The 14,844-nt window shown below is 70.4% G+C and carries 17 protein-coding genes and 1 pseudogene; 9 read left to right on the forward strand and 9 right to left on the reverse strand.

Going from position 1 to position 14,844, the window contains the following annotated elements; genetic code table 11:
• Nucleotides 1-854 precede the first annotated feature (854 nt).
• Nucleotides 855-1,046, reverse strand: coding sequence for a hypothetical protein (locus tag A8713_RS30760; RefSeq protein ID WP_064536989.1), 192 nt, complete (start codon nt 1,044-1,046; stop codon nt 855-857).
• 571 nt (nt 1,047-1,617) lie between these two features.
• Here A8713_RS30760 and A8713_RS35025 point away from each other — a divergent pair.
• Together A8713_RS35025 and A8713_RS30775 are read left to right on the forward strand one after the other, a co-directional pair.
• A pseudogene (locus tag A8713_RS35025) lies at nt 1,618-2,310 on the forward strand (Tn3 family transposase); the annotation flags it as partial.
• A gap of 173 nt (nt 2,311-2,483) precedes the next feature.
• Nucleotides 2,484-3,656 carry a permease gene (locus A8713_RS30775; protein WP_064536992.1) on the forward strand — a complete coding sequence of 391 codons (1,173 nt, stop codon included), beginning with the start codon at nt 2,484-2,486 and terminating at the stop codon, nt 3,654-3,656.
• A gap of 551 nt (nt 3,657-4,207) precedes the next feature.
• Here the strand turns inward: A8713_RS30775 and A8713_RS30780 are convergent.
• A complete protein-coding gene (locus A8713_RS30780) occupies nt 4,208-4,747 on the reverse strand; it encodes a hypothetical protein (protein WP_064536993.1) in 540 nt (179 codons plus the stop codon).
• 78 nt (nt 4,748-4,825) lie between these two features.
• Between A8713_RS30780 and A8713_RS30785 the strand changes: the two genes are divergently transcribed.
• Together A8713_RS30785 and A8713_RS30790 are read left to right on the forward strand one after the other, a co-directional pair.
• Nucleotides 4,826-5,212 (forward strand): hypothetical protein, encoded by a 387-nt coding sequence (locus tag A8713_RS30785; protein ID WP_237305500.1) that lies wholly within the window; start codon nt 4,826-4,828, stop codon nt 5,210-5,212.
• 142 nt (nt 5,213-5,354) lie between these two features.
• Entirely contained in the window at nt 5,355-6,815 is a 1,461-nt protein-coding gene (locus tag A8713_RS30790; protein ID WP_064537827.1) for an alpha/beta hydrolase, read from the forward strand.
• Between the two features lie 82 nt (nt 6,816-6,897).
• Here the strand turns inward: A8713_RS30790 and A8713_RS34530 are convergent, their stop codons facing one another.
• The 3 genes from A8713_RS34530 to A8713_RS34540 form a co-directional block, all read right to left on the reverse strand.
• Nucleotides 6,898-7,110: a tyrosine-type recombinase/integrase gene (locus tag A8713_RS34530; RefSeq protein WP_237305501.1), complete on the reverse strand. Its 213-nt coding sequence runs from the start codon at nt 7,108-7,110 to the stop codon at nt 6,898-6,900.
• Nucleotides 7,104-7,439: a hypothetical protein gene (locus A8713_RS34535; RefSeq protein WP_237305502.1), complete on the reverse strand. Its 336-nt coding sequence runs from the start codon at nt 7,437-7,439 to the stop codon at nt 7,104-7,106. Before A8713_RS34535 ends, A8713_RS34530 begins: the two co-directional genes overlap by 7 nt.
• Before the next feature lie 65 nt (nt 7,440-7,504).
• Nucleotides 7,505-7,831, reverse strand: a complete 327-nt coding sequence (locus A8713_RS34540; protein WP_237305503.1) for a hypothetical protein — start codon at nt 7,829-7,831, stop codon at nt 7,505-7,507.
• A gap of 252 nt (nt 7,832-8,083) precedes the next feature.
• Between A8713_RS34540 and A8713_RS32805 the strand changes: the two genes are divergently transcribed.
• Entirely contained in the window at nt 8,084-8,269 is a 186-nt protein-coding gene (locus A8713_RS32805) for a hypothetical protein (protein ID WP_382848656.1), read from the forward strand.
• A 123-nt stretch (nt 8,270-8,392) separates the two neighbouring features.
• Here the strand turns inward: A8713_RS32805 and A8713_RS34690 are convergent, their stop codons facing one another.
• Together A8713_RS34690 and A8713_RS30800 are read right to left on the reverse strand one after the other, a co-directional pair.
• On the reverse strand, nt 8,393-8,515 hold the full coding sequence (locus A8713_RS34690; protein WP_018569737.1) for a hypothetical protein: 123 nt from the start codon (nt 8,513-8,515) through the stop codon (nt 8,393-8,395).
• A 132-nt stretch (nt 8,516-8,647) separates the two neighbouring features.
• On the reverse strand, nt 8,648-9,079 hold the full coding sequence (locus A8713_RS30800) for a response regulator (RefSeq protein ID WP_064536994.1): 432 nt from the start codon (nt 9,077-9,079) through the stop codon (nt 8,648-8,650).
• A 205-nt stretch (nt 9,080-9,284) separates the two neighbouring features.
• On the opposite strand from A8713_RS30800, the gene A8713_RS30805 reads away from it, so the two are divergent.
• The 4 genes from A8713_RS30805 (at nt 9,285) to A8713_RS30820 (ending at nt 13,482) form a co-directional block, all read left to right on the forward strand.
• Nucleotides 9,285-10,916: a sensor histidine kinase gene (locus A8713_RS30805; RefSeq protein WP_064536995.1), complete on the forward strand. Its 1,632-nt coding sequence runs from the start codon at nt 9,285-9,287 to the stop codon at nt 10,914-10,916.
• The gene (locus A8713_RS30810) at nt 10,913-12,133 is read left to right on the forward strand and encodes a PP2C family protein-serine/threonine phosphatase (protein ID WP_237305504.1); all 1,221 of its coding nucleotides are present in this window, start codon (nt 10,913-10,915) and stop codon (nt 12,131-12,133) included. Before A8713_RS30805 ends, A8713_RS30810 begins: the two co-directional genes overlap by 4 nt.
• Before the next feature lie 189 nt (nt 12,134-12,322).
• Complete coding sequence (locus A8713_RS30815; protein ID WP_064536996.1) at nt 12,323-12,739, forward strand: hypothetical protein; 417 nt, start codon at nt 12,323-12,325, stop codon at nt 12,737-12,739.
• Between the two features lie 152 nt (nt 12,740-12,891).
• Nucleotides 12,892-13,482: a TetR/AcrR family transcriptional regulator gene (locus A8713_RS30820; RefSeq protein ID WP_064536997.1), complete on the forward strand. Its 591-nt coding sequence runs from the start codon at nt 12,892-12,894 to the stop codon at nt 13,480-13,482.
• A 111-nt stretch (nt 13,483-13,593) separates the two neighbouring features.
• Here A8713_RS30820 and A8713_RS30825 read toward each other — a convergent pair whose 3' ends face one another.
• Together A8713_RS30825 and A8713_RS30830 are read right to left on the reverse strand one after the other, a co-directional pair.
• Complete coding sequence (locus A8713_RS30825) at nt 13,594-14,238, reverse strand: dihydrofolate reductase family protein (RefSeq protein WP_064536998.1); 645 nt, start codon at nt 14,236-14,238, stop codon at nt 13,594-13,596.
• Between the two features lie 70 nt (nt 14,239-14,308).
• Nucleotides 14,309-14,776 (reverse strand): MarR family winged helix-turn-helix transcriptional regulator, encoded by a 468-nt coding sequence (locus A8713_RS30830; protein WP_064536999.1) that lies wholly within the window; start codon nt 14,774-14,776, stop codon nt 14,309-14,311.
• Between the last annotated feature and the right edge of the window lie 68 nt (nt 14,777-14,844).

The raw sequence follows: 14,844 nt of genomic DNA on the forward strand, positions 1-14,844 counted from the left end.
CGAGGGCTTCCTCACGATTGACGCGGCGACGATCGACCAGCGTCTGAGCTGCTCGTGCCGTGTCGAACCGGCTGACACGGAGCGTGTGTTGCGGTTTCGAGGCCGGGCCCGACTGCCCGGCGAGCGAGCAGAATGTCCCGGGTGGCTACGAGGGCGGCCGTCACCGTGTCGGTGCGACGGGCGCACCTGCTCCGGTTCGTCCGCGCCGAGCGCGTGCGCGCGGTGCGCCAGCAAGCCGACCGAGCCAAGGTCGTAGTCGCCGAGTACAGAGGGAGGGCGTAGGCCGAGCCCACCTCCGGCAGCCTCTCGCGCACGGTCGCAACCGAACAGAGAAGACCCTGCGGCGAGCTCTGGCCTCGGACGGCGGGCTGCCCGGGCGGCCCGCCGTTCTGGCCTTCGCCCGGGGGCTGCCGCGGAAGTGACCGAAGCCAACCTGATGTGGAAGGCGGCTGTGGGCGCAGTCCGTCCGCAGCCGGTCATGGCGGCCGAAGACCGGCACGAACCGGTGGCTTCACCACCCAAGCGGGGATGGCTATAGCCATGCGCCGCATATTCGCCGCCGCCAGCAGGACACCGGTACGGCGCGCGCCGACGAAGCATCGGGATGTTGGCGACGCCCGCCGCGCAACCGTGAATAGCCGTGAACACCCGCCACAGCAGAACGCTGGATATGGCGCTATACGCTGTGGTGATGGTGAGCGGCCGGGACATGAACGAGGCCGACGTCGATGCCGTGTCCGCGCTGCGGGCGCGGGGCTGGCAGACTGCCTGCGGTGGACACGACGTAGTTCCTCAGGATGTCGGTGTGCTCGCCTCTGGCGGTGGCCGGAGTCCTGACCGACGCCCAGCCCAGGCTAATTTCTCAGTGCTTCGAGATTCACGGCCGGGAAGAGCGAGGCCGCCAGGGCGAGGGGCCGGTGGTGCTGAGGACGCGGCCCTCGGACGAACAGGGCCCGGGAGTGCTGGCGGGTGCCAGCCTGTTGTTCGTGCAGCAGGCGGAGTGCGGCGACGTCCGTGATGGCGACCTGGTCCAGGGTCCAGGTCACCGACCGTACGGAGTCCGGCAGGGCGGCGGAGGGCGGGCAGAGCGTCGTGGTCGATGTCGCCGTGCGGGCAGATCGCGGCGGCGTCGTTGAGGATGATGGTGCCGGTCGTCACGGGCGTGGCCCCCTTCGAGGGGGTTGAGGGCCCGAGGACGGCGCAGCCCGGTGTGTGGGGCTGGTCGGCAACGGAGGGTTTCCATCCGTCCCGGGCCGGGACGACAGATGGTGCCCATGCCAGTATCCCTATGTCCTGAGGGAGCGGCAGGCTCGTGGTCACTTCGATGGTTCCACGCCGTCGGCATCGCTCAGCCGGTGTGCCATGTGATGTTGCCTGCCCGCTTTCCACGCGGCCGTGTCGCCCGGTCGGGTGCTGCCCATGGGAGTGCTGCCGGGAGGACGACCGGAACTGGGTATGCAGTGATGTTGGGGATGTCGTCGGGGAAGAACCCCTGTGACGCCAGGGAGGCTGCCGTGACACGTGAGCGGACCGGGCTGGCGGAGGTGCTGGCCGCAGCGGAGAATATGGCGCCGGTGGCCTCGCTGGACGTGGTGGCGCGCAACCTGCGCCCGACCCTCGTACTTCGACATGGTGCTCGTCCTGTTCAAGACCCTCGGATACAACTTCAGCCCCCGCTTCCGAGACCTGGAGGACGAGCGGTTCTGGAGAGGCACCATGCCCGCCGTCGAGACCGGCACGTACGGCGCGGTGGAGAACCTGGCCCGCAACCGCGTGAACCTGAACAGGGTGATCACGCACTGACTGGACATGCTCAAGGTCGCCGGTTTCCTGGTCACCAACCAGATCCGCGCCTACGGCCTGCTGCGCATGTTCGGCCGCGACGGCCGCCCGACCCTGCTCGGGGCGGCGTTCGCCGAGTATGGGCGGATCGCGAAGACCGAGCACCTGCTGCGGGTGGTCCGGTCGACGACACCTACCGCCGTAGGCCGAGCGCGCTGAGTTGGTCCTTCCATCCCGTCGCGGTACGCCTGGCGGATGGTGCCGTGCTCGCCGTGGTACGGTCCCGGGCCAGCTCGTGGCGGGGCTCCTGCACGGTGAGCTGGCGGTTCATCTGACGGCTCCGCGCCGAGGGTCACGAGATCCGGGACGAGGACATCGCCCGCCTGTCCCCGCTCAAGCACCGCAACCTGGGCCTGCTCGGTCGCTACAGCTTCACCGCCAGTGTTCCGGCATGGTGCCCTGCGCCCACTGCGCGACCCGGCCGCGCCGGAGCTGGACGAAGACGAGGACGAGACGGCAGCGGACTGAAGCAGGGGCGTCAGCCGGGGCACCCGCGCAGGGTCGTACTGCTTGACCGCCCAAGGTGGCATTACCGGACCAAGGCGGCGTGGCGGCCCGTATCGCGGAGTCGTTGACACTGCACCGTGAGGGGAACACCGATCGGGCGGTGCTCCGGGCCCGTCCGGGGCAGGAGCACACGTATGCATGCAATCTGGCACGCCTTGTCGATCACCGGATCCATGGCGTGGGAGATCGCCTGGGCTCTGATCCTGGGATTCACCCTGTCCGCCGTGGTTCAGGCCGTGGTCCGCAAGTCCACGGTGGTCTCTCTGCTGGGCGACGATCATCCGCGCACCGTGGCCACCGCGACGGGACTGGGCATCGCCTCCTCGTCTTGTTCCTATGCCGCTGTTGCCCTGGCGCGTTCCCTGTTCCGCAAAGGCGCGGACTTCACCGCGGCGATGTCCTTCGAGATCGCCTCCACCAACCTGGTGGTCGAACTCGGTGTCATCCTGGCTCTGCTCATGGGCTGGCAGTTCACCGCTGCCGAGTTCACTGGAGGCGCGATCATGATCACCGCCCTGGTGGTGTTGTTCCGTCTCTTCTTGCACGACCAACTGCTGCGCGGAGCCCGCGAGCAGGCCGAACGCGGGCTGGCCGGCTCCATGGAGGGCCATGCCGCGATGGACATGTCCGTCCAACGTGAGGGCTCCTTCGCCCGCAGGCTGTTCTCCGGCGCCGGACTCACCTCCGTCTCCCGCGTCTTCGTGATGGAGTGGGCGGCCATCGTGCGGGACCTCGTGATCGGCCTGCTCATCGCGGGCGCGATCGCCGCCTGGGTACCGGACTCGTTCTGGAGCGCCTTCTTCTTCGACGGCCATCCGCTGGCGTCGAAGCTGTGGGGGCCGCTGATCGGGCCGCTGGTGGCCATCGCCTCGTTCGTGTGCTCGGTCGGCAATGTGCCCCTCGCGGTCGTGCTGTGGAAGGGCGGCATCAGCTTCGGCGGCGTCGTGGCATTCCTCTTCGCCGACCTGCTGATCCTGCCGATCCTGAACATCTACCGGAGGTACTACGGCATCCGCATGGCCCTCTTCATCCTTGGCACCTTCTACACGGCCATGGTCCTGGCGGGATACATCGTCGAGTTCGCCTTCGGCGGCCTCGGCCTGGTTCCCGACCGCGCGGACGCCAACGTTCCCGACAGCGGAGTCAGCTGGAACTACACCACCTGGCTGAACATCGCCTTCATTGTGCTGGCCGTCATCCTGATCACCCGATTCCTACGCACCGGCGGCAAGGACATGCTGGGCATGATGGGCGGAGCACCCGGCTCCAGCCACGACCGCACCAGGCCAGACGAGTCCCCTCACTAACAGTCAGTGGCCATACCCCGGGGACAGCTTCAGCCGTGCAGGAAACCGTCCCCGTGATCGGAGATGTGTGCCTTCGAAACGGTGAGGGCGCGCTGAGTATCTACGGGCGTCCCACTTCCGCAGCGGGCCAGTTCTGTTGCGGTACGCGCGGGGCCTGTTCCGGGAGGGACTTTCATGAGCCGTTCGGGGCTCAGGTCGGCAAAGCCCGCAAGTCTTGTACCCTGCGGAGTTGTGTCATTACTCACAGGGAGTGTGGATGGAGAGGGTGCCGACCTCGGTGTGGTGCGTCAGGCGGTGATCCTGGCCGGTGGTCTCACCACCGGCATGGCGGTACTCAAGGCCGATCACCCGGCCAACCAAACCATCGAGTCAGGTTTCCGGTCCCTGAACATTCCGGTGCCCGGCGTGATCCATGCACTGAGCGCCCGCGAGGCCGCCCTCGCCGGTGACGGGTCCACGGTCCGCTCCTTCAGGTCGGAGGTGCTGGGGATGTGGAGCGGGTGGCAAGAGCCGGTCTCCACCGCCTTGCTCGGCAACTGGGCGGACCCTCTCTACGACCGAGGCTGCCTGACCCCTGATGCCCTGAGAAAGCTGAGGTCAGAGGTCAGCGTCATCAACCAGCAGCTCACCCGGTCTGGCGCCACAAGGTCGTCAGCCGGTCGTGGCTGCTGCTGGCCGCCGTGTCGGGCACCCTCGAACACGGGCCCGCCCTCGGCGGCGGGCGTCAGGTCGGTCAGGTAGGACGGCGAGGCGAGAAACACGGCCGGTGCCGCCCCGAGCAGGAACACCACGGCCACGATGGCGACGCGCCCCCGGCGCAGCGCCGTCGGCCCGTACCACGGCGCCAGGACACAGCCGATGCCGTAGCAGGCGAGCAGACCAATCGCGAGCGAGGTGAGCGGGCCGGAGCCGGTGTGGTGCGCGATGCCTACGGCCCGTGCGATCAGGGCGAGGGACGCCATGACCGCGGCGACGGCCACGCTGCCCCGGGTCCGGCCGGAGTAACCGCTCGACGGGTCCTTCCCAAAACTCCAGTCCGGCCACTGGCCAACGGAGAACTCGTCCGGTTCGCGCGCCCCCGCGTCGGCCATCGTACTCGGGGACGGCCGCCCGGTCATGCATGACAGATGGCATGGGTCCGGCGGGCGGGTTGGTGGTGGGATGAGGTCATGTTGCACGCGAAGAGGAGCAATCCGTCGGGACAGGAGTACGAGGTCACCGAGGACAGCCGGGCGCTGACGACGTTCGCGCTGCGCGGAGGCCGCGTCGGTGCGCGCTTCACCCTGCACGGGGTCGACTACCTCGTCCGCACGCACCGCTTCAACGGTTCCTACGAACTGCTCGGCGCAGACGGGACGGTCGTCGCGACCACGAACCGGGTACGCCGAAGCTGGCACATGACGGGGCGGGTCATCCCGTTCTCCCGGACCGCAGCGGCGGACCGGGAGAACGCCATGCTCGACGGCGATGGTGAGCCCGCCGGCACCATCCGCCGCACCGGACATCTCCGCTCCGAGGCGACCGCCGACCTGCCGGGCCTGGATCCCGGGCTTTAGGTCTTCGCGGTCATCGTCGTGCTGCTGCGCGGGCGGCGCAAGCGCGCAGCGGCAGCCGTCCGGGCGGCCTCCCTCTCGGGTGGCTGACGCCAGGTCGGAGCGTGCCCACACCCACTGTCCCGGCAAAGCGAGGGGAATGATCATGCGCAGGACCTGGCCGACGGTGCTCGCCATTATGATGGCGGCGGCGGTGACCTCGTGCACATCGCGGACGACCGCGGCGGACACGCCGTCCCGGCCACCGCTGCGGTGGGGCGAGTGCCCCGGCCCGGCGGAGGCGGCGCTGGAGTGCGCGAAGCTCGCGGTGCCGCTCGACTACCGCCACCCTCACGGGCGGACGATCGACGTCGAGGTGTCCCGTCTGCCGAGCGGGAAGCCGGCTGAGAAGCGCGGCGTGCTCCTGCTCAACCCCGGGGGCCCCGGCCTGCCCGGGCTCCACGTCCCCGTCCTGATGAAGCTGCCCGAGAAGGTGCGCGACCGCTACGACGTGATCGGGTTCGACCCACGCGGTGTCGGCCACAGCACCCCTCTGAGCTGTGGCTTCACCAGGGCCCAGGGTGAGGCGGCGGTTAACCCGCCCGACCCGGGCAGCGCGGCTGACGTGTCGAGGCAGGCCGCGGCCGCGAAGAGCCTTGCGGCACAGTGCACCACGGCGAGGACTGCGAACCTGCTGCCGTACATCACCACCGCGAACACCGCGCGGGACATGGACCGGATCCGAGCGGCCCTGGGCGTGCCGAGGATCTCGTACTACGGCGAGTCCTACGGCACCTACCTCGGCGCCGTGTACACCACCCTCTTCCCCGGCCACGGCGACCGCGTCGTGCTCGACAGCAGCCTGCCGCCCGAGGGCTACGACGTCGAGGCCCTGCGCGGCCAGGGCGCGGGCTTCGAGACGCGCTTCCCCGACTTCGCGGAGTTCGCCGCCGCACACCGGCGATACCACCTGGGCAGCACACCGGCCGCGGTGCGCGAGAAGTACTTCCGGCTCGCCGCGCGCCTCGACGACAAGCCCGTACGGGGATACGACGGCACGACGTTCCGCGTCGTCACCGCAGCGATGATCCGCGCGGACAGCGACCTCGCCGGCCTGGCCGCCATCTGGCACGCCCTGGACACGAACCAGCCGCCGCCGGGCTCCGCCGACCCCGGCGGCGGCGCGTACAGCGACAACTACCCCGCCGCCTACCTCGGGGTGATCTGCGGCGACTCCCACTGGCCGAAGGACCTCGCGACCTATCGGCACAACGTCACGGTCGACCGCGTGCGCCACCCGATGTACGGCGCGTTCACCGCCAACATCCGGCCGTGCGCCTTCTGGCCCGCCCCCTCGGAGCCGAAGGTGAGGATCACCGATCGGGGACCCTCCGACGTGCTCATGGTGCAAAACCTCCGCGATCCGGCGACCCCGCTGCCCGGGGCGCTCCGCACGCGTCGGGCCCTCGGTGAACGGGCCCGGATGGTCACGATCGACCAGGGCGGTCACGTGGCCTACCTGTCGGGCGCGAACGCCTGCGGGAACGACGCCGTGAACGACTACCTGGTCGCCGGGAGGCGACCTGCGCACGACACGTACTGCCCCGCCGCACAGCCGGTTCGATGACGGAGCCGGCACCGGTGCCTTAGGCCGGCTGTCGGGTCGGCGTGATCCAAACGACAGCCACCGAGGCGGGAGCCTCGCCGTATCACCCGCGTATCACACAGAAGGGCCCTATGCGGTGAGGGTGTGGTTGAGGGATGGTGGCGGCGGTGCTGATGGTGCCGGGCATGAGGTGTCGGTAGGTCTTGAAGGTGACGTCGATGTTCTTGTGGCCCATCCATTCGGCGACGTCCGTGATGGGAATGTTGCGGGTGAGGCAATGGGAAGCGAAGAAGTGCCGGTAGCTGTAGATCACCATGCCGACAGGGATGTCGACTTCGCCGGCCTTCTTGATCCGCTGCCATTGGTTGCCGAGGTAGTAGTGCGGGAACGGCCGGGACGGATCCTGGGGTGGCGCAACAGGTAGCCGTCGACGGTGCCGTGCTTGTCGGCATACCACTCGATCGTGTCCTTGACGCGGGCGGGCAGGGACACGTCGCGGTATTCACCGTTCTTGCGGTGTTTGAGGCGGCCGTAATGGCCGGTGGTCTGGTTGACCTGCTCGGTGACTCGATAGACGTCGTCAGCGACGATGCCGCGCAGGTTGACGGCGGCGGCCTCGCCGTTGCGCATGCCGTAGCCGCTCATCAGATCAGCGATCAGCGATCAGCAGGAAACGATCGTCACCGGCGGTGCGTATCTGCCGCAGTTGCTCAGGTGAGGGGATGACCGCACGCTTCGGGTCGTACTGGGGCGGTTTCACCCCCGTCAGGGGGGTGCTCCTCGCACAGGCCCAGACGATGGGCGTCCAGGAGGGTCGCCTTGAGCTTGTCGAAGGCATTGGCCTGGGTGGCCAGGCCGACACCACCGCGTTCCATCGCCCGGACGAAGCCCTCGACGACCTCGTGGTCGAAGGTGTCCATCCGCCGGCTGCCCAGCAGCGGCAGCATGTGGTGCTCCAGCAGGGAGCCCGAGACCCGCTCCGCCTTCGTCCTGCTCCGCGGCCCGACCTGCTTCCTGGCGTTGTAGACCTCGGTCAAACGCCCGACGGCCTTCTCGTGGGTCGCGAACCCGGATTCCTCCACCTGACGCTCGGCCGCCGACCGGTAACGGATCTTGTAAGCGTGCGGACACTTCGACCACCGCGACCGCGCATGCTCACACTCCTTGAGAAACGACCCCATCCCACGAACCAACGCAGCTTGCCCCACGGCCGACCGACTCCCGTGACTGATGCTGACAGTTTGCTGACCTTCAGGCACCAAACACGCCGTTGACGTGCGGAAATGCTGATGCAGTTCGCTATGTGGTGGAACTTCGTCGGGCGCAGCCACGCGGACATCGTCCGGGCCCGGCAGGAGTGGGAGGAGGCGTCCGACCGGTTCGGCGCCGTCGAGGGCTGTCCCGGAGCGCGCCTGCCCGCCCCGGCCCTGCCCCACGCCACCCTCACCCCGCGCCGCAACCCGCCGCGGGCCTGACCCCGCCCTCCCGCGCCGAAGGCACGCGAGGACGGGGACCGCAAGGCGGAGCTGCGAGGACGGGACCGCAAGGCGGAGCCGCCGCGCCGGGGCGCGGCGGCGGACCGGCCGGGAGGCGGTCGGTCAGGGCGCCGGGGGCTCGTCGTCGGACTCGGTCGGCCACTTGGACAGCAGCTCCTCGAAAGCGTCCATCCCCAGCAGGAGCAGCAACATCGCGATCGGCGTGCACAGCGCTACCAGAACCATGGAGCCTCCCGGGGGGAGCACCAGCGGACCCTTCACCCGGCCCGGCCGGCGGCACGCGGCAAGGCACCTCCAGTCTGCGGCCGAATGGGGTAACGCGCACGTCGGAGGGCGGCCGGCGGCCGCCCGTCCTCACTACTCCTTCGGAGGCTTGACCGCGATGTCCAGATAGAAGGAGTCGATGCTGCGGACCGCCGCCTCGAACTCCTCCAGGTTCACCGGCTTGGTGACATAGGCGTTGGCGTGATGGTGGTAGGCGCCGGTGACGTCGTCGGGCGCGGCCGACGTGGTGAGGACGACGACCGGGATGGTCCGCAGATCGGGGTCCTCCTTGACGACGGCCAGGAACTCCCGGCCGTTCATGCGCGGCATGTTGAGATCGAGCACGATCAGATCGGGCCGCTCGTTGGCCGTGTCGCGCAGGTAGTCCAGGGCCGCGATCCCGTCGGAGACCTGGGTGAGGTTGCGGGTGCCCCGCTCGGCGAGGGCGTCCTGGATGAGCATCGCGTCGGCGATGTCGTCCTCGACCAGCAGCACGTCGTGGGGGCGGATGGTGGCGGCGGCCATGAGTCACGGGCTCCGGGGGGTGGGCGGCGGGTGAGAGATGCGTCGTAGCTGTTCCGCCCGGTCGCGGACCGAACCGGACCGGGCACCGGCCAGGCTAAGGCGTCGATCTCGCCGTGGACAACATGTGTTGGCGGACGGTGGGTACAGTGTGCTTGGCCCGCGCCTGACCGCGGCCGCAACCGCTGAGGGAGAGACACGAGCCGGGATGCAGAGCAAGCCGTCGGACACCGCGGGTGCCTTCTCCGGCTGGACCACCCGCCGCTGGCTGCGCACGGGGGTCCTCACCACCCTGGCCGTCCTCGCGGTCCTCGGATCGCTGGGCGGCTGGGCCACGTGGCGCACCTCACAGCTCACCGCCGACCTGGTCGACCGGCGCTCGCCCGCGCTGGTCCAGGCCCTGCGGGTGGAACAGGGCCTGGTCAACCAGGAGACCGGGATCCGGGGCTACGGACTGTCGGGCCGCACCGACTTCCTCCAGCCCTACGCCCAGGGCGTGCGTGACGAACAGGCCGCGCTCGGGCGGCTGCGCACCCTGGTCGCGGACGACGACCGCGCCGGTGCCGATCTGGCCGAGGTCGAGCGGCTGGCCGAGGACTGGCAGCGGCGCGTGGCCCGTCCCGTCGCCGCCGCCTCCGCCGAGGAGGCCGTGCGGCTCGCCGCCCAGCGGGCGAGGGACGGCAAGGGCGCCTTCGACGCGCTGCGCTCCGCGATGTCCCGCCAGCAGTCCCACCTCCAGGGCGAGAACGCCGCGGGCGTCCACGACCTGAGGCAGGCGGTGACCCTGCGCAACTGGACGTTCGCGGGCATCGCCGTCGTCATCGTGCTGGTGGCCGCGCTGGTCTCCGAGGGACTGCGCCGCGGCATCACCGCTCCGCTCAGCCGGCTGAGCGCGGACGCCCGGCGCGTCGCCGGCGGCCGCTTCGACCACGCCCTGACCGGCACCGGACCCGCCGACCTGCGCCGGCTGGCCGAGGACGTGGAGTCCATGCGGCTGCGCCTGGTGAAGGAGCTCCAGTTCAGCGAGGAGTCCCGCACCCTGCTGGACGAACAGGCGGAGGACCTGCGCCGCTCCAACACGGAACTGGAGCAGTTCGCCTACGTCGCCTCGCACGACCTCCAGGAACCGCTGCGCAAGGTGTCGAGCTTCACACAGCTGCTGCAACGGCGCTACGGCGGCCAACTGGACGACAGGGCCGACCAGTACATCTCGTTCGCCGTCGACGGCGCCAACCGTATGCAGACCCTCATCAACGACCTGCTGGCCTTCTCCCGGGTCGGCCGGGTGCACAACGACCACCGCTCCGTCGACCTGGAGTCGGTCTTCGGCCGCACCCTCGACGACCTCGGCGTGGCCGTCGAGGAGACCGGCGCCGAGATCACCCACGACCCGCTGCCCACCGTCGTCGGGGACGCCACCCAGCTGGGCACCCTCTGGCAGAACCTGCTGTCCAACGCCATCAAGTTCCGCAGCCCCGACCACCCGCCGCACGTCCACGTCAGCGCCTCCGAGGACGACGGCACCTGGGAGTTCGCCGTCAGCGACAACGGCATCGGCATCGCCCCGGAGTTCCGCGAGAAGGTCTTCGTCATCTTCCAGCGGCTGCACACCAAGGACGCCTACCCGGGCACCGGCATCGGACTGGCCATGTGCAAGAAGGTCGTGGAGTTCCACGGCGGAAGGATCCGGATCGACCCCGACTACAAACTGGGCACCCGCGTGATCTTCACCCTCCCCGTCGCCGCCGCGGACACGGCGTCCGAGCAGAGACCGGAGCCCCCGCCCACCGTTCCGTCCCCGGGCCGCCCGGAGTCCCCGGAGGGAACGCCCCAGCCGTGACCGATCCCGCCGTGACCGACCGAGCCGCCGGCCGCGTGGACCGGTTCCGCATCCTGCTGGTGGAGGACGACGACGGGGACGCGCTCCTGGTCGAGGAACTCCTCTACGACACCGACCTGCCGCACACCCTCACCCGCTGCCGCACGGCCGCCGAGGCGCGCGGCGCGCTCGCCGCGCACCCCGTCGACTGCGTCCTGCTCGACCTCCATCTGCCCGACGCGTCAGGGATGGAGACGGTCCAGGCGATCGAGCCGGACACCCAGGCCGCCATCATCGTCCTGACCGGACTCGACGAACCCCGCGCCGGCGTCGACGCGTTGGCCGCGGGCGCCCAGGACTACCTGGTCAAGGGCAAGGTCGAACCCGACCTGATGCAGCGCGCCGTCCGCTACGCCATCCAGCGTAAGCAGGCCGAACGCGCCAACGCCGCCCTCCAGATCGGACGCCTGCGCGCCGAGGAGAACGCCCGCCTGGAACGCGGGCTGCTGCCCGAACCGCTGCTGTCCTCCACCGTCGTCACCACCTCCAGCCGCTACTACCCGGGCCGGGCGCAGGCCCTGCTCGGCGGCGACTTCCTCGACGTCGTCCAGACCGGCGACGGACAGGTCCACGCCGTCATCGGCGACGTCAGCGGGCACGGCCCCGACGCGGCCGCCCTCGGGGTCTGCCTGCGCATAGCCTGGCGCGCCCTGACCCTCGGCGGCCACCGGGACCAGCACCTGCTCACCCTGCTGGAACAGATCCACATCGCCGAGCGCACCGGCAGCGACCTGTTCGCCACCTGCACCCTCATCACCCTCGACCCGGACGCGGCCACCCTCACCCTGCACCTGGCCGGCCACCACGAACCGTTGCTCGTCACCCCGGACGGCACCCGCCAGGTCACCGCCGCGCACGGCATCGCCCTCGGGATCGCCCCCGGACTGGGCAAGTGGACCCCCACCACCCTCGAACTCCCGCCCCGCGGCGGGCTCATCGTCTACACCGACGGCCTGATCGAGGGGTTCGCGGACAGCACCGAGGCCCGGCTCGGGGTGGAGGGCCTGCTGCGCATCATCGACACCATCGACGATCCCGACCCCGGCACCCACCTCGACCGGCTGATCGCCCGCACCCGCACGCTCAACGCCGACCGGCACACCGACGACCTCGCCGTGCTGCGCCTGGACTGGGACACCGGCCGTGTCCCGGCCGCGGAGCGGGGCCCCGAGCGGTAGAGCCGGAGCCGCGCCCGCCGCGGCTGTCGCTGTCGCTGTCGCTGTCGCACACGCTGTTACAAGACCAGGACAAAGCGCCGATGAACGCCCGCGCCCGGGGCGTCGTCGTAACTGATGAGTGCGCCGATCGGCACGATCGTGACGGTCGGCGCGAAACGCGGTTCTGATCAGAAAAGGGGCAGATCTGTGATGGTCTCGAAGCGGCGCTCCCTGCGCACGGCCGTCGTCGGTGTTCTCGGCGCGGCCTCCCTCGCCCTCGCGGGCACCGCGACGGCAGCCACCGCGGCTCCCGTCGCGGCCTCCGGAGTCGTCGCACAGAAGTCCGTGGCCGCCAAGGCGGGCATCACGGCCACGCCGTCGGCGACCTCCGTCCGCGCCTGGGAGCTGTTCCGGGTCACGGGCCGGACCACCGGGCTCAAGGCGGGCAGCAAGGTGACCCTCCAGCAGAAGCAGCACGGCACGTGGGTCAGCCTGCCCGCGTCCATGAACACCTCGCGGACCGGTTCCTACTCGCTCGGCGTCAAGCTCGGCCTGAAGGGCAGGAACGACCTCCGCATCGTCAGCGGCACGACGGCCTCCCCGGTCTTCCAGGTGACCGTCCGCTGACCCCACCCCGACGAGCACACCCTGACACCGGCACCGGGCCGCCCACGCCCGGTGCCGGTGTCGTGCCACGGCGGCCCGGAGGCCCGGACGCCGATCTTCGTTGTGCCGGTACTACGTACGGCGAGCCGATCGCCAGTACCGTAGGGACAACTATGCCGAAGATTATCGACCACGATCAGCGACGCCGGGAAATCGTCGCGGTCGCGAAGAAGCTCATCATCCAGGGCGGGTTCGAGGCCGCGACGATGAGGAGCATCGTCGCCGAGGCGGGTTTCGCCAACGGCGCGCTCAAGCGCTACTTCCCCAGCAAGGACAGCATCGTCGCCGCCACCTTCGAGAGCGTGCTCGCGGAGATGAACGAGCGGATGGTCGCGAGCGAACCGGCGTCCGACCCCAGGGAGGCGCTGCGGCGCGACCTGGAGGCCACCCTGCCGCTTGACCAGTACCGCATCGACTCCGCCCGGGTGCTGCTCGCGCTGTGGGAGCACTCGCTGGACAACGAGGACCTCGCCACGCTCTACCGCGAACACCTCATGGAGTGGCGCCGCAGGCTCGCCGCGCGGATCGCCGAGGCGCGCGGCCGGGGCGAGGCACCCGACGCGCCCGCCGTGCACATGCTCGCGGGCGAGATCATCGGCATGGCCGTCGGCGCCAACGTCACCTCGCTGATGTTCCCCGCCGGAGCGCTCGTGCCCGAGCACCGCGCCTACGTCGACCGGTGGATGCGCAACCTCGACGACTGACCCCGGCCCAGGGACCGCCCGGGAGCGGGGGAGCGGGGCCGTGGCCGGGGCCGGGCGGTACGGCACCCGCGCGGCCGGTCCCGGACCGTCCGGCCGCGCGGGCCGTCCGGGCTACCTGCGCCAGAACAGGTGGTGCGTGACGCCGCTCGGGCTGGGCACGACGTCCAGATGGAACCGGTCGAGCAGGTCGTCGGGCGAGTCCCACAGCCGCGGCCCGGAGCCGAGCTTCACCGGTGAGACCGCCACGTGCAGGGTGTCGACGAGGCCGGCGTCCAGGAACTCCCGGACGGTGGTCACCCCGCCGCCCAGCCGCACGTCCTTGCCCCGCGCCGCCTCCCGGGCCCGCTCCAGCACCGAGGCCGGTTCGCCGCCCACGAAGTGGAAGGTGGTGTCGGACAGGGTGATCGACGGCCGCTCGTGGTGGGTCATGACGAACACCGGTGTGTGGAACGGGGGTTCGTCGCCCCACCAGCCCTGCCACTCGTGGTCCTGCCAGGGCCCGCGCTGGGGCCCGAACTTGTTGCGGCCCATGATCTCGGCGCCGATGTTGTTCCCGAAGTCCCGCGTCATGTAGTCGTCGAGCCCCCGGCTGCCGCCGGGTTCGGTGCGCCGGGGCCAGCTCGCCGTGGCACCGGCCCAGGCGAACAGCCGCTCGGGGTCGACATGCCCGAACGGCCTCTCCAGGGTCTGGTCCTCGCCGGCGGCGACACCGTCGCTCGACACGTTGAAGTTCTGCACTCTCAGCAACTGGGCCATGGGATCCTCCCCGGGGCGGTGATGTCACGGATGAGACTCCGCGAACCGGTGGAACTCATCGCCGTGCGCCCTAGGCGTCGCCGCCCTGGTCCGGTGACCGCTCGACCGCCCGCCGCAGCAGCGCGAGGAACTGCTCCCGCTCCTTCGGGGTGAACGGCGCGAGGATCCGCTCGCTCACGGCCGTGACCCGGGGGGCGAGGGCGACGGCCAGACCGCGGCCCTCCTCGGTGAGGCGCACCACCTTGCGCCTGCGGTCGTCCGCGTCCTGGGCGATGTCCACCAGGCCCCGCTGCCGCAGCCGCCGCAGCAGCGGCGCCGCGGTCGACTTGTCGAGATGGGCGCGCGCGCCGAGCGTGCCCTGGTCCATGTCGCCGTGGGCGTCCAGCAGGCTCAGCACGGTGAACTGCGGCCCCGTCAGGTCCTGGTGCACCGTCTCGTACCACAGCCGGGTGTGGACCTGGTTCAGCCGGCGGGCCAGCGGCCCCGGCCCGTCGAGCGCCTCCAGGGGAGTGGGCCCGGGTGCGCTCTCGTCGGTCATGGGTGCCGCCTCCGCCGCATTTGATTCAGGACGTGTACGTACTATACCGTCCGAGGCGGTAGGACGTG

The sequence above is a fragment of the Streptomyces sp. SAT1 genome (assembly GCF_001654495.1).
Lineage (GTDB): Bacteria > Actinomycetota > Actinomycetes > Streptomycetales > Streptomycetaceae > Streptomyces > Streptomyces andamanensis.

Excerpts from the sequence above, each read along its gene's own strand:
- A8713_RS30775 (WP_064536992.1), top strand. The coding sequence starts at position 2,484 with ATGCATGCAATCTGGCACGCCTTGTCGATCACCGGATCCATGGCGTGG.
- A8713_RS30780 (WP_064536993.1), bottom strand. The coding sequence starts at position 4,747 with ATGGCCGACGCGGGGGCGCGCGAACCGGACGAGTTCTCCGTTGGCCAG.
- A8713_RS30815 (WP_064536996.1), top strand. The coding sequence starts at position 12,323 with ATGGTCTCGAAGCGGCGCTCCCTGCGCACGGCCGTCGTCGGTGTTCTC.
- A8713_RS30825 (WP_064536998.1), bottom strand. The coding sequence starts at position 14,238 with ATGGCCCAGTTGCTGAGAGTGCAGAACTTCAACGTGTCGAGCGACGGT.
- A8713_RS34530 (WP_237305501.1), bottom strand. The coding sequence starts at position 7,110 with ATGGTGATCTACAGCTACCGGCACTTCTTCGCTTCCCATTGCCTCACC.
- A8713_RS30790 (WP_064537827.1), top strand. The coding sequence starts at position 5,355 with ATGCGCAGGACCTGGCCGACGGTGCTCGCCATTATGATGGCGGCGGCG.
- A8713_RS30830 (WP_064536999.1), bottom strand. The coding sequence starts at position 14,776 with ATGACCGACGAGAGCGCACCCGGGCCCACTCCCCTGGAGGCGCTCGAC.
- A8713_RS34535 (WP_237305502.1), bottom strand. The coding sequence starts at position 7,439 with ATGAGCGGCTACGGCATGCGCAACGGCGAGGCCGCCGCCGTCAACCTG.
- A8713_RS34690 (WP_018569737.1), bottom strand. The coding sequence starts at position 8,515 with ATGGTTCTGGTAGCGCTGTGCACGCCGATCGCGATGTTGCTGCTCCTG.
- A8713_RS30805 (WP_064536995.1), top strand. The coding sequence starts at position 9,285 with ATGCAGAGCAAGCCGTCGGACACCGCGGGTGCCTTCTCCGGCTGGACC.
- A8713_RS30820 (WP_064536997.1), top strand. The coding sequence starts at position 12,892 with ATGCCGAAGATTATCGACCACGATCAGCGACGCCGGGAAATCGTCGCG.
- A8713_RS30785 (WP_237305500.1), top strand. The coding sequence starts at position 4,826 with ATGTTGCACGCGAAGAGGAGCAATCCGTCGGGACAGGAGTACGAGGTC.
- A8713_RS32805 (WP_382848656.1), top strand. The coding sequence starts at position 8,084 with ATGCAGTTCGCTATGTGGTGGAACTTCGTCGGGCGCAGCCACGCGGAC.
- A8713_RS30800 (WP_064536994.1), bottom strand. The coding sequence starts at position 9,079 with ATGGCCGCCGCCACCATCCGCCCCCACGACGTGCTGCTGGTCGAGGAC.